This window comes from Chelatococcus sp. XZ-Ab1, assembly GCF_029309855.1.
In the GTDB taxonomy this organism is placed as follows: domain Bacteria; phylum Pseudomonadota; class Alphaproteobacteria; order Rhizobiales; family Beijerinckiaceae; genus Chelatococcus_A; species Chelatococcus_A sambhunathii.
Map to the genome: position 1 here is coordinate 96,327 of NZ_JARKII010000012.1, position 13,912 is coordinate 110,238.

General features: G+C 66.6%; 9 protein-coding genes. All 9 read right to left on the minus strand.

Features of this window, described 5'->3' with window-relative positions; genetic code table 11:
• Window positions 1-61: 61 nt before the first annotated feature.
• The 9 genes from P2T65_RS17215 to P2T65_RS17255 all read right to left on the minus strand — a co-directional run bounded on the left by P2T65_RS17215 (window position 62) and on the right by P2T65_RS17255 (window position 13,801).
• Window positions 62-4,492 carry a hypothetical protein gene (locus tag P2T65_RS17215; protein ID WP_276200311.1) on the minus strand — a complete coding sequence of 1,477 codons (4,431 nt, stop codon included), beginning with the start codon at window positions 4,490-4,492 and terminating at the stop codon, window positions 62-64.
• A complete protein-coding gene (locus P2T65_RS17220; protein ID WP_276200312.1) occupies window positions 4,492-7,701 on the minus strand; it encodes a transglycosylase SLT domain-containing protein in 3,210 nt (1,069 codons plus the stop codon). The genes P2T65_RS17215 and P2T65_RS17220 overlap by 1 nt, the downstream gene beginning before the upstream one ends.
• Window positions 7,701-8,213 (minus strand): hypothetical protein, encoded by a 513-nt coding sequence (locus tag P2T65_RS17225; RefSeq protein WP_276200313.1) that lies wholly within the window; start codon window positions 8,211-8,213, stop codon window positions 7,701-7,703. Before P2T65_RS17225 ends, P2T65_RS17220 begins: the two co-directional genes overlap by 1 nt.
• Before the next feature lie 66 nt (window positions 8,214-8,279).
• A complete protein-coding gene (locus tag P2T65_RS17230) occupies window positions 8,280-10,385 on the minus strand; it encodes a hypothetical protein (protein ID WP_276200314.1) in 2,106 nt (701 codons plus the stop codon).
• A gap of 92 nt (window positions 10,386-10,477) precedes the next feature.
• Window positions 10,478-11,119 carry a hypothetical protein gene (locus P2T65_RS17235; RefSeq protein ID WP_276200315.1) on the minus strand — a complete coding sequence of 214 codons (642 nt, stop codon included), beginning with the start codon at window positions 11,117-11,119 and terminating at the stop codon, window positions 10,478-10,480.
• 109 nt (window positions 11,120-11,228) lie between these two features.
• Complete coding sequence (locus P2T65_RS17240) at window positions 11,229-11,516, minus strand: hypothetical protein (RefSeq protein WP_276200316.1); 288 nt, start codon at window positions 11,514-11,516, stop codon at window positions 11,229-11,231.
• Window positions 11,517-11,556: 40 nt separating this feature from the next.
• A complete protein-coding gene (locus P2T65_RS17245) occupies window positions 11,557-11,985 on the minus strand; it encodes a hypothetical protein (RefSeq protein ID WP_276200317.1) in 429 nt (142 codons plus the stop codon).
• Window positions 11,986-12,043: 58 nt separating this feature from the next.
• Window positions 12,044-13,000 carry a major capsid protein gene (locus tag P2T65_RS17250; RefSeq protein WP_276200318.1) on the minus strand — a complete coding sequence of 319 codons (957 nt, stop codon included), beginning with the start codon at window positions 12,998-13,000 and terminating at the stop codon, window positions 12,044-12,046.
• A gap of 30 nt (window positions 13,001-13,030) precedes the next feature.
• Window positions 13,031-13,801: a hypothetical protein gene (locus P2T65_RS17255; RefSeq protein ID WP_276200319.1), complete on the minus strand. Its 771-nt coding sequence runs from the start codon at window positions 13,799-13,801 to the stop codon at window positions 13,031-13,033.
• Window positions 13,802-13,912: the final 111 nt, after the last annotated feature.

The window sequence follows — 13,912 nt, forward strand, 5'->3', positions numbered from 1 at the left end:
GCACCTGCTGAAGATGCCGACACCGTGCGGTTGAGAGCCCCTGCCCGCACCGCACAGCGGATTACTGCCGCCGCTCCGGGATCCCGAAGGCGTTGTTCACGCCGTCCTCTACTTGATCAAGAAGCCTCCTGATCCAGAACAAATTCTGAAAGAACATGATCCGGCGCAGGGCCGCCGTGTCCGAAGCTGTCCATTCGCCGGAGGCGGCCGCACCCGTCACCTGTAGGGCCTTCTCCACCTTGCCGGTAGTCGGCCCGAGGAGCGCCGACCAGATCGAGCGGGAGGCATAGCGGGACAGCGGCCGGTCGGCCCCGATCAGCCGGAAGGCATCAATCTGCCCGCGCGAGGCCTTGGCCGCGAACGAGTTCACCTCGTCAAACCAGCCCATGACGCCGGAGCGCGACAGCCCTTCCTTGATCCAGTCCTGCGGCCGGTCGCTCGCCTCTTGCCCGGCCGCCCAGGTGTAGGCGCGGTACGACAGCATTCCGAGCGCCACCGAGAAAATGAGCCCTTGCAGCGCGGACGCATCGGCCCGCTGCAGGTTCGCGATCAGCAGGCGCTCGTTCGCCGCCGCGATAAACGACTTGAACTGCCCGAAGAGCCCCCACACGGGATCGCTCATCCAGAGAGGCCGTTCGAGTCCGGGCGTCACCACGAGGGCATCGGCCTCCTTGCCCATGGCCGCTTCGAACGCGAGCGCCGCGCCGCGATCCTCCCATGCGCCCGTGTTCGGCAGGCGCACGCCATCGACCGTCTCGCCCCCGCCCTCGGCGCTGAACGCGCGCCAGATGCGGCCGGCCATCGCCTCGTCGATGCTGTTCTCGGCGAGCATGGTAATGTCACGGGCGCTCGCCCGGCCCTCCGCCAACCGGCGGACCATGCGCAGATGCTCCGATGAGGCCACGGAATAGGCAATCGTCTTCACCGCATCCGTCCACGGCGCCTGAAAGTTCACGAGTTGCGACCTGTTGGCGCCCCACTGCAGTGCGCGTTCGAAGCGTGTGTCAGGCCGATAGCCCTCCATCAGGTCATTGAGTTGGTGAGCTCGCAGGTTCAGTTGCGTCTCGACAGCAACGGCCATGGCTCGCGCCTGTCGCCTAGCCGCACTGTAGACCTTCGAGCGCCCGACGAGCCCGGCAAAGAACGGCCGCCAGCCGTCCCCCAGCACCCGCTCGAAGCCGTACCGGAAGACGACGCCGGCGGCATCGCCGAAGGAGTTGAGCGTTGCCCCGCCGAGATCGGCAATGGTGTTCCAGGCCCGCACGGCGGCGGACACGCGGCCAACCCACCGAGGATGGGTATTCCAACCGTAGATGCCCCTGATGCGGTCACGGGTGGCGGCAAGATCTTTGATAAGCTGTTCCTTTTCCTTCTCGATAGCGGCGCGCTCGGCGTCCGTCTTCGCAGCGGCAGATTTCGCGGCGGCGGCCTCGTTGATTTGCCGCATCTGCTCCGTCATGCTCACGTCACCGAAACGGGTCGTCAGATGCAGGTCCGGCAGCACCGTCCGCATGACAACGGACATGATGTGCTCGACATCCTGCTCGACGAAATCCCACACGAGCTGCGTAGGGATGGCGAAGTCGCGGGATTTGAGCGAGCCCCGCAGGTCGTCCGACTGTCTCACGCCGCCGGGCTGCGGCGAGGCGATATCGTAGGGCAGGCGACCATCTGGCGAGCCGAGGATGCGGTCGATTATCTCGTCGGCTCGGCTCGCGATCTCATCGGGCGTCCAGTCGTAATCCGTCTCGACGATGCGCCGGGCCGCCCGGTCCACTGCCCGATCCGCAGCCCGCAACCGCGGGGCGTCCTCGGCACGGCCGGCCGCCGCCTCGTCCCGTGTCTTGAGCGCAGACACGGCATCCGCGGCGGAGTTGCCCTTCCAGCCGCGCAACTCCTCCTCAAGGCGCACACGCGCGCGCTCCATCGCCTCGTCGGCAAGAGCCCTCGCCCGTTCCAGCATCTCGCGCTGCGCCTGCGCCCGGTCGAGCCGGTCGGACAGAATGCCGAGCCGCCCGCGGTTTGATCTTTCGGCAAGAGCCGCTTCGCCGGCCCGCGCCTCAGAAACGCCCAGTTGCCGCGCCTTCCGGTCGCCAGCGCGGATTGCCTTGTCGCGCGCGGCCCGGATATCGGCAATGGCTTCCCGGCGCGCGGCGATGAGTGCCGACACTTGCTCGGCTCTACCGCTTGGCGGAACGGGATGACCGCTTGCCGCGAGCGTCGCCAATTCCCTTTCGAGATCGTCGAGGGTTCGCGGAACGCTCTCGCCGCGCAGCAGATAATACCAGTCATCGGCCGTCTGCGGATTGGCCCCCACTTCGCGCGCCAGGTCGTCGAAGATGCGAACCATCTCATCGACGCGCGCCGCTTTCGTCGGCTGTCCGTTCTTGTCGATGAAAAACCACCATGGCGTCTTGCCGCGCTGGGCATCGTCGATGATCCGCAGCACCTCGTTGTAAGAGGGGCGGCCATTGGGGAAGGCAAAGCCGAAATGGTCGTAGAGGTATTCTCCCCACTCGTCGATCGTGCGCCCGCGGCCCGTCTTGCGAATGAGGCCGACAACGGAGCGGTTGTCGCCGAGCGCCGCGAACACCTCCCCCCGGTCGTCCACGATGCCGCCGTTCCTCGCCATCCAGGCGAGGAAGCTTGGCAATCGGTGGCCCTTGTTGCGCCCGGTGAGGACATTGACCGCCGCGCGCACGTCACCTGTCAGGATCGAGCGCTTCTCCTCGCGCTCGATCTTGTCAAGATCGGCCTGCGTGATCGGCCGATCCGCGCGCCGCAGGTCCGCCAGCTCTCGCTCCAACTCCCGTAGCTGGTTCGCCAGTTCCGGCGAGCGCAGCTCAGTCTTCATCGCATCGACGAACTCGGCAAGATCGGAAATTTCATCCGCGATGAGCCTCGCCCGCTCATCAAGCGCATCGGCCCGCGCCGCCGTGCGCCGAACCTCCATGCCACGCTCGGCAAGGCGCGATTCGAGATCGGCCGTGCGAGCCGCGAGCCGTTCCTGCCGCGCCTCCAGCTTGTCCATCGCCGCTTCGAGCCGGTCGCGCTCCGCGACAAGCTCGGCGATGCGGGACTTCGCCGCCGCCTTTTCTGTCTGTTCCGCCGCCAACCAGTCGGAGATGCGCTTCTTCAGGTCGTGGCGCCGCGCGGCAATTGCCTGCTTGTTCCAGATGCGCGCGAACCACGAAGGGTCGCCCTTCGGGCTGTCGACGTCCTCCGGCAGCAGCCGCGCCGCCTTCAATTCACGCTCGAGCGGCTTCAGCAGATTGTCGCGCAGATGCCGCGCAGCCTCCTGAACCTCGACGACAGGGTGCGCGTCGCCGGAGAACAGCGCCCGCGTCACTTCGCGCTTGAAGTCGCGGTACGACAGCTTGTCCGTGTTGCGGCCGAGCATGTCGTCGAGGTTCGAGCGCGCGATGGGAGCGGTCTTTGGTGGCTGGTCGCCATAGCGGTAGCGGATGAACGTATCGCGCAGCGTGTCGCTCGTTTCGATGGCTGCCCTCGCCTTCTGCAGCGTGACAATCCGCGAGACCGGCGGGCCGCCCAGCGAGGTTGGGATGCCGCGCGTGTTGTCATCGAAACGCAGCACCGTCTCGGCGAGATCGAAGAATGCGCGCTTGGCGGGGATATTATCCGACGAGGCGACGCGCAGCGTCGGTGACGTGCGCTTGATGAGGTCGCCGATGGCCGGCACACGGTCGAGCCCAAACGAAACAAGCCGCAGTTCGCGCGGGTCAGTCGCGGCCGCGCCGCCCGAAGCGGGCATGGCGAAGCCGTCTCGCACCGGTGGGTCATCAACGCCTGCTTGCCGCGACATGGCAGCCCGGTCGGCATCAAGCGCCGCTTCCAGCGCCCGCCGTTCCGCACGCGACAGCAGCGCCGCCGCCCCGCCGCCGATCAGACCGGACAAAAGCGTCGCGGTGCCGATGTTGATCAGCGATTCCTCTGGCGTGCGCGTCATCTGCGTCGCCTGCAGCACCCCCTCGGAAGCGGTCGCCTGCAGCGCACCCGACAGGCCGACGAGGCCAGCCGACCGCGCGACGGAATAGCCCCCCTTGACCGAGCGCACGACGCCAGCCGCCGGCAAGAAGATCAGCGGATCGATGATGCCCGCGAGGATTCCCGCGGCCGTTCCCCACCCGCCGGCATCTTCTAGCGTCTGCCGGTCGCGCTCCTCGGCGTCGATCCGCGCCATGATCAAGCGCGTCTCTTCCTCGTTGCGCGAAGCGATGAAGCGGTCGATATAGTCGCGCTCGTACCGCGTGCCGCGGATCGTCGAGAGCGGATTGTGATTGGGATCGGCCGGCGCGCGCGTCTGCGACTGAAGGGCGCGCATCGTCGATCCGACAGAGTTGTCGATACGGAAGGCCGCGCCTGCGATATCGCCAATGGTCGGCTCGTAACCGGAGAACGGATCGTGCTCCGGCTGGGCCGTGACATCGCGGAATTCGAACCCGGTCGGCTTGTCGTTCACGAAGATCGGCATTACTGCGTTCCCAGCCCGGTGAACACATCAATGGCCATTGCGCCGCCTCGCTCAAACGCCCGTACCGCGCCTTGCCTCCGCTGCTCGAAGGCCCGGCGCATCTCATCGGTCACAAGCGATGCATCCGCCCGGAAGCGCGTCGGGCGCCCTTCCGCATCCTCGAGCGCGACAAACCGGCCATCCGGCGCCCGCACCACAATCTGATACGATGGAGGTTCACCACGCGCCCGCTCCGCGTCCGTCTGCTGGTCGGCAATCAGACGGTGAGGCGCCGCCAGCAAGCGATTCACCTCCTGCCGCGTCTCGCCCGGCCGCTGCTCCACCGTCTGCGTCAGGAGGCGCGACTTGATATAGCGTCGCACGTCCTGCTCGAGTTGCTCGGCAATCCATTCGTGCGAACCGCCGATGGTCGGATAGAACTTCTCCGGCGGGTTGCGCATGATCTCGCCGCCGTTGACCGCCGACGGCCCCCAGACGCGATTGACCCTTTCGGCGGCAAGACCGGTGGCGATCTTCTCGTCACCGGTTTCCGCATAGGCGTCCGCGAACTCGCGCACGAATTCGTTCCGCAGCGTTCCGGCCTGCCCGGCGTCCGTCGGCGCGCCGGCCCGGCCGAAGCCGAGAAAACCCGTATGACCGAGCTTGTCGCGCACGTCTTCGACGGTCCAGTCCTTCGCCAGCGTCTGCGCCTCCTTGCGCAGCGCATCACGTGCCGCCTTCATGGTCGGGTCGCCCGCCCGCTTCATCTCGGCCACGAGCTGGTCGGGCGTCATGTACTGCCGCCTGTCCTGCCACAGGCGCAGGTTCGTCTCCACATCGCGCCCATAGACGCGCTCGAATGCCTGCGGGTCACGCCGGTACTCCGCGTCGAGGATCGAGAAGGCGGCGCTCATCTTCTGGGGGTCGCCTGAACGGGCCATGCCGGCGAGCGTGGACGATACCTGCTCGTTCGCCATGAAGACGCCGAGTTGAGCCGGTGTCAGGGCACCCGAAATCTCCCCGATGACGGTCGGCGCGCTTTCCGGCGACGCCTTCAGCGCGGCGACAATGTTGCCGATATCCGTCCTCGAGAACACCGCGTCGGCGGCGTCGGGATTGCCCTGCTTCACGATCTCGAGCGTCCGCTGCCGCTCAGCGATCGAGGTCCGCAGCGCGTCGCCGGATGACAGATCGAGCGGCTGAGGTACGGCGATGCCAGTCTCTGGATCAACCTTCCCGTAAACCGTCGGCTCCTCGCGCAGAACCCGCGCCCGCGCTTCTGCCTGCCTGTTCCAGACTTCGATCAACTGCCGCCCGAGCGGATCGACTTCGCCGCGCGCGGCGGCCGCTTCCGACTGCGCGACGATCTCGCGCAGCTGCTGCACCGGCAGACCGGCCGTCTTGCCCGCCGCTTCAGCCACCGCCAGACCGTCGAGGATTTCCTTGCGAAGATTCGCATCGGACACCTTCGGCAGATAGGTCAAGAGGTCTTCCATCTCCGCCGGGCTCGGCTGAAAGCCGCCGTCGAAAGCGCTCTTGACGCCGGCCCAAGTCTGCCGCGCTCCGTCATTGACGAGCCCCTGAAACCGTTGCAGCAGTTCGTGATAGACCGGGCTCTCGCTCCACGTGCCGCCAGCGGCCGGGAACGTCGCACCCTCGGCACCTTCCACCTTGCGAATCCAAAGCTGCGCGAACTGGCCAGCGGTCATCTCCGGCGTGCCACCATTGAGCGTCACCGCTCGCCATCCGACCACATCGACGGCTCTGGCGTTCGGGTTGCTCAGGAGCTTGGCCGCGCCGCCGGCACCCTGCTGATGCGCAAGGTACAATTCGCCATCCGTCACCGTCCGGCCGAGCGTCCGTTCCAGATACCGCTTGTTGTCGAGAAGGAGCCGCGCTGCCGCGTCGGCGCTGGCAATTGGGTCATGCGGGCTCGCGCCGGCGCCGTACTGGCGCCAGGTCGACGGAATGAACTGGAACGGTCCCGCTGCCTTGGAGTTCGGGTTGAGCGCGTTCGGATCGAACCGGCTCTCGATCCAGGCAATGCGATGCAGCAGTTCGGAACTGATGCCGTATTTCTCCGCTGCCATACCGATGGCCGTCGCAATCTCCGGCGGGGGCGCCCGGCCGGGCGCAACGGCGCGACCGCCTCCACCGCCAAGCGCGCGGCCCTGAAGCCCGGCGAGCGCATCCACTGCGCCACGCGCTGAAGCACGCGCCGCCGGCTCCAGGCGGGACGCCTCGCGCTCCATCTCAAGGTCGTCCGCTGCGCTATGCAACCCGTAGCGCCGCAGTTGCTCTATGACCGCATCCGTTTCCGCGTCCGGCACCTTCTGTCCGCTGCGGTATAGCTGCCGCAGGCTGAGGCCGCGCTCCTTCGTCTCTTGCGTGATCGCGCTGCGCGCCGCATTCGCGCCGGATAGGTGCCGATTGATGAGGCCGAGATATTGCAGCCGCTCCTCGGCGGACAGACCTTTGACCCCGTTCAGCCGCTCTTCGGCTGCACGCTGCACGCGGCTCAGATTGCCGTCCCGCTCGAAGTCCCGCCGCGCCGACCCGACAATCGCCATGGCCGTCATCCGGCGGTCGAACCGCTCGGCGTCCAACGCCGCCATCTCTTCGGAGTACGCAAGGTTTGGATTGCCGACCATCTGCCGCCGAATATCGTCGACATCCGTCATCAACTGGGCGTATTCATGCGTCGGCGTTCCGTCCGGGTTCTTGTCGGCGCCGCGGAAAACAATGTCCTCCAGCCTGCTCTCGACGTCTTCACGGCGCGCCTTCAGTGTGGCGAGCGCCGTCTGCTCGTCGTATCGCCGCTTCTCGTTGACGATGTTCGAAAACTCGTTGCCGGCAACCTGCGTCGCGTAGGTGCGCAGCTTGTCCCGAAGGACCGGGCTACCCTTGCCGACCGTGCGGCCATACTCCTTCGCCCATGCCTCGAACTCCGCCGGACGGTGCCGGTACTGCGCCCGCGCCTCGGCTACATCCTTGTCAATCTGAACCTGCGCCTCGACGAAAGCGGTCTGGTGCGCCATGGCATTATAGGCGGCAAGGTCGTCCGCCGCCTGGCTGAGCCCCCTGCCAAAATGCCCGACCGCCTCCGCAATCGCCGTGTACGGCCGCGTCAGCTGATCGACGGAGACGACATGCGGATCGCGCGTGCTCGGAATGTCCGTAAGCTGCTGCCGGACCCGGCCGGCGCCCGATGCCTCGAATGCGTCGACCATTACCAATACCCCGCCTTCTGCCCAGCCTGCAGGAAGGACCCGGCCCCGGAAATCGCCTGTCCTGCGGCACTGAATGCCGCTGCCGTCCGATAACGCCGGCTCGCCCGCAGCAGCGCCATGGCATCACCCTCGGCAACGGCCGCCTCGTTCTCGATTCCCATGGTCCGCAGCCGCTCATTGCCGACGGCGACCCGGCGGGCCCGATCGCTGACAGTCCGCGCCCGCTCACCGAGGGCGCGCGAAGTCGGGCTGTCGATGGAAGCGCCCTGCGCCGCCCGGATCGCGTACATGTTCTGCAGCGACTGGTTGAGATCGTCCCGGAACGCCGTGTCGACCTGGGTCCCGCGCACCTTCGCGGCCTCGGCGGCGACCTTCAACCGCTCGGCCTGCATGTACGCCCGGCCGGCCTGAAGCTGCGCGTTGACTTTGTTCTGCTGGCCGCCGGCAAGCGTCGAGAAGACGTTCGCCCCGGTGCCCGCGGCGCTCAAGCCGAGCGCAAGAGCTTCGCCCATGATGACCCTCGCAATTCGTGAGGGCCACACTGCCGCGCGCGGCACCCGCAGGCACCGCACACGGGGTCAGATCGTGACTTCGGTCGTCAGCTCGATGATCGTCAGGGCGCCGGGCAGGCGCTGAATCACCGACCATTGCGGATCGATGTCGCGTCCGAGCGGCCGCGTCCGATACGTCTCGTCGCGCATCGGGGGTGCCTGCTCCTCGTTCTCGCCGCCGCGATAGAACGGCACAAGCCAGCCGGCCACCTCGATCGCTTGCGTCCGTTGGACCGTCGCTGCGACCTGCTTCAGCCGCCGGCGCCGGAGCCGCTGGCGCTGCGATTGCCCTTCCGGGGCATGCGGCACGAGCGGCGTCACCTCGACGGTAAAGGCGAACCCGCCCGTCATGCCCACGGCGTTCTGCACCGGGATCTGGCCCGAGAGTGATCCGTTCGCCTCGATGGTGTAGTCGCCGCGGTACCATCCGTTCTGCTCAACGGAGAGCGTCGTGCCGACGGCCCAATTGAAGGCATAGGTGTCCCCGAGTTCCACCGGGTCGCCTGGCTCGAATTCCACCGGGTCGCCCGGCGAGAACTCCAGCACCTCGGCACCGGTGTTGCTGGCGAGCGGCTGTGAAGCGTCCAGCAGCAAACCCTCTTCGAACACCTCAACGAAGCGCAGCGTCTCGTCGCCGACCTCGTAGCTCGCCGTCACGATGACGTCCGAGCCGCCCGAGGCGACCCACTCGATGCGGCCGGCGCCATCCCACGGCACCCACCCCACATAGGAGCCGGCCGACCGGCGCTCCTGATAGCGCCCGACGGCCATCGATCCGTCGACGCCGTTCGCCACGTACAAATAACGCTCCGCCGTCGTCACATCCGCCGAGCTCGCCGTCAGGGCAACCGGCGTCTTGATGATCGGCGAGTGGTACTGCGTCAGGTCCTCGATGATGTAGGGCCGCGTCGTCTGTCCGGTGCCGACCAGCGCGAAAATGCGGGTCAGCGACGCGTTGACGAATACCATGCCTTCCGACGTCAGCACCGGCCGGATGGACGAGCACGGGTCGTCGCTGATGCGCCGGAAGGAGATCGAGCCCGGCACGAGCGGGTTGGACTCCGAGACAGGCACGTAATAGACGCCCTTGTCGGTGAACACGAACTCGTCGGCGCCGCCCACCACGTCCCGCACCGTGCAGTTGTCCGGCACAAACTCGAAGATGGCATCCTCCGGCTCGCCGCCCACGAGGAAGTCATTCACGGTGCCGGTGGCGGAGTAGACCACCGCCGATCCCACCTGCGGGAAGTCGCAGAAGATGACGCGCTGCTGGTCCTTGGAGACGACGCGCGGCCATCCCCGGAAATCCGACATCAGCGCCTCTTCCCAGAGGAACGTTGCCGCTGGCGCGGCGGCCGACTGCGATGAAACCGTCATCCTCGAGCGCGGTCCGGCCACCACTTCGCTGGACTGGAAGCCCGCCCAGTTCTGCGTCACCAGGATCGTGGCCGTCGTTCCGGCAATCCCGGTCACGACGCCGCGCGCGCTGCTCGTCACGCCCTCGACGATATCCCCTACCTGCAGGCCGGACACGTTGTTGAAGGTGACGTTGAAGGTTGGCGGCAGCTCCTCGATGACGGTCGCCGTTGCGCTCGTGGGGCTGTTGACGGCGGTGATCTGCACCTGGCGCTCGGCATACCGGAAGCGCACGCCGACGTGCGCCGGATCGAGCACCGGCTGCGAGAAGGTCAGCGTGATATTGCCCGTTCGCGCCGACGGCAGCAGCGTGATGCCGCGGCCGAGGAAGAAATTGTGGAACGGCGCCCGGATCGCGCCGCTCGGGTCCGTCGCGAACGCGAAGACACTATGCGTCCATGTCCCCGTCGACGGGGTGTAGTCGAACACCTGCGGCCGAATGCCGGGGCCCGAGATGATGACGATGTTCTGCGATTCCGCGTAGCGCAGATTGGGAACAGTAGCCGCCGTCCATGGCATCCCGGTAATCGTCTGCGCCGCCAGCCCCCCCTTCCTGCGGAAGACGATTTGCCCCGGCTCGAGGGCCATGTACCAGATTTCGCCGGCCGTCGGCTGCACAATGTCGGCTCGACCGGTCGTCGGGAACAGGATGCGACGGCCCGGTCGCCGCTTCATCGCGCGGGTTCCGAGAATGCGAACGTTGCGCGCCGTCTTCAATCCGGCGCGCATGATTTCCGTATCGTCGGCGCGAGATGCCGTCGGATCGAGTTGGCCGGCCGAGAAATCGCGCTGCGCGATGACCTGCGCCTTCATCGACCAACCCCACCATACGGCGGCACAGGGAGGCGAACGCGCCCGCGTCCGCCCGCGCGGCGCTCGGCCGAGCGGGACCGTAAGAAAGCGCGTCCCGGCGTCTGCTGATCGTGCCGCGTCCTCAACTCCGCCAGCATGTCCTCAACATCCCCATGACGACGGCGCGCATTGTCTGTATCCTCGTTGAGGCCCTGCAGCAGGTACGCCTCAACCTTCGCAATGCACAACTCCTCGAAACTGGCCGGCCAATTCGACGGATCGGGCGCGCGCACATAAGCGACGGTCAATCCGTCATCGTGCTCGCAGCAAAGGCGATCATCGACGATCTCGTACCGGTTCAGCGGCACGGAACCGGGTCCGCCGTGTAGCCCGATCCAGACCGAGGAGACGTGCAGGCAGTCGCCCGGCAGCGCATAGGCTTTCGACAGGAGCGGATGCGGCGACGACGGCAGCAGGCCGGCAAGCGGCACCGTCCGCGTCGCGAACTTCCAGTCGTGCTTCGAAACCAGATAGCCGACGGCTCGCCGGTAGGCCGATTCCGCCACGGTCCAGGCATCGGAACCGTCATATTCCACGTTGAGCCGGTTGTTGCCGGTGCCGAGAAGCGCATCGTTGATGATGGAAAGCCGACTTGCCATGCGCAGTCTCCCGAATTGCCAGCACGATGGCTCCCGCCCCTGACCGATGCACCGCACATGAAAAAGCCCGGCGCAAGGCCGGGCCATCCATCCATCGCCTCAGAGCCTGTCAGCCGGCGGCGTTCATCTCCGCCGCCTTCTTCTCGGCTCCCTCCTTCGTCAGGCCCTCGACGACCTCCTTGTCGCCTTCCATGACGGAGAAGGAGCCGCGACCACGGTGCTGAGCAACGAAGCGCGGCTTGGCCGGCGACTTCTCGTCGGCCTCCACCTTCTTCTCGGCAGCGAACGGCCGATAGCTCCATTCGCCCTTGCCACGTTCGACAGCCTCGCGCGCGTCGACGGAGAATACTTCGGCCCCGTGGCCGTCCCGGTGATAGATCTTGACCTTCTTCGGCATCGTCGCTTCCTCGGATCAGCCAGACAATGGAGCGCCCCGATCAGGGGCGCTCGGACAGCCAGGCGGTGAACGTAATCGACGGCGTTGTGCCGGCCGCAATGAGGCGCAGACGCACATAGGTGAATTCGTCGATCAGATCGTTCGACACCGGGATGCCATAGCGCCCAATGGGCGACGTGCGGGCGCCTCCGGTGCGAACCGCGGCAGGGCCAATCTCGAGCGCCGCGAGGTTTTCGATATCGTCCGAGAAGTCTTCCGCGTTGCTGCCCTGCAGGAGAAACGTGTATCCCTCGTCGCCGGTCGTCGCATCATAGGCCGAAATGTCGACCACAAGCGACATGTCCTGCCGCCCCTTGCCGATCTTGAACACAGCGTCGACGCCGCCCTTCTGGACGTTGCCAGTCGCCGTCATCGTGACGTCTTCGCCAAACAGCGTGTTGGCGTCGAGCGGGTAGTAACGCTTCGCCATCTTCGTATCTCCACCCTTCCTGTTGCAGAAAGGGGCCCGGCACGGCCGGGCCCGCTCGTTACGCGACGATCGGCGCCTGGGTGATGCTGTCCAGGCGGCAGATCGAATACTCCTTGGAGACCATGCCCCAGTCCCACTTGATGTGGGTCGAGAGCAGCGGCACGCCCGGAAGCTGCCCCTCGTCGCGGACGGAGACCGGAACGCCTTCGATCATGAAGACGCCATCCTCGCCCATCGATACGACGAACATGGACGTCGTCTGCGCGGCACCGCCGCCGAAGGCCACCTCATTGAAGGGCAGGATCGAATCGCCGCGAGACTTCGGGTAGCCGAAGAGGAACGGCAGCTCGCCGAACGCCAGAACCTTGCGGCCGAAGGGATCCTTCATGTCGAGGTTCAGCATGTTGTTCGTCAGCGTCGGGCTGCGGGCCGCGGCGTTGAGGAGCGGCTTGAACGCGCGATCGCAGATGATGTGCGTCGGGTTGCGCACCTCGTTGATCGCCTCGTCCAGCTTCGCCAGCGACAGGGCGCCGCCGCCGGATCCGGTCGCGTTGTGAATGACCGTCTGCTCGCTCATCGCCGACCGCAGCTTGATGCCCTTCGGCTCGCGCGGATCGGAGATGTTGTCGCCGTTCAGGAAGACCTGCGTGAAGTGCCGCGACATGGCCTTGACCTTCATCGACTCCTGCTCGGCGCGATGCTGCGGGCCGAGCTCGTCGACGAGAGCACGGTCGACCTTCACGTACTCGTCCATCAGGAAGACGCCTTCCTCCTGCATGGAGGTGCGCCCCTGGCTGACGTTGCCGGGCTCGTTGTAGCCGCGGAACTTGACGTCCGGCAGTTCCTCTTCCTGCGGGTAGCGGTACTTGCCCTTGTTGGCGGGACGGATGACCATCGCCGCCATGACGTCGGATTCGCCGACGAAGGTCTCGACCACCGCCCGCTCGGCGCTGCCCTCATCCAGCCGCTGGCTGTACTGCACGAGCGTCAGGGCTTCATCGAATTCTTCCGCCATCGCCTTCTCTCCTCACCCCTTTCCCTGCGATCAGCCGCGCGCCCGTGCCGCCCTTGCCGCCGCGAATTTCTGAGCCGGGGTCATCTTGTCCCAGCCCTCGATCTGGCCACGCGAGTTCTCCCGGCCGGTCTGCACGAAGCCGGGGCCACCGCTCGCGACGACGCGCATCAGCCGCTCCAGGCCCTCGACACCGGCGGAGAACTGCAGGACATGCTCGAAGATCGGCATCACTTCCGGGCCGAGCTTCGCCGTCAGGAAGTTCTTGACCGCCGCGACGCGATCGGCGCCCTTCGGCCCCAGAGCCTCGATCTGCTTCGCCTTCAGCGTCTCGATGTTCTGGAGCTCGCCGATCTGCTGCTTGGCGTACTCGCCGACGAGCTTTTCGAAGCCCGGCTGATCGAGACCCAGCTGATGCGCGATCTGCCGCCCGAAGGCGACCATGGGATCGTCCGCGTTGAGCTGGAAGTCGAAGCCTTCCGGGGCCTTCCAGTCCGCCGGCATCTTGAGCTCGTAGCCGTCGGGTTTTTCCGGCACCGCGGCGCGGCGCGAGTCCTCGGCGGCCTTGAACGACGAAAGGTCGTCGAGATGGGCCTTGAGATCGGAACCCTTGATCTCGCCCTTCTCGCCGTCCCAGAACTGCTCGGAGAGCCAGTCCGGACGCTGCGGCTTCTCAGCCGGGGACCCGGCGCCCGACGCCCCGTTGCCGCTGACCTGCCCGTTCGCGGGCGTGCCGCTGCCGGCGTCGCTCGAGGTCGAGGTCTGCGTCTGCGTCGTCCCGGTCCCTGCGTTCCCTGTCGTCATCGTCCGCGCTCACCGCAAATCCAATGATGGTCGCGGCCAATCTGCGGGCGCCCTCGTGCTCGTGCACCGCACAGGACGGATGACCGGGCGGAAGAACCTCCAGAACCTGCC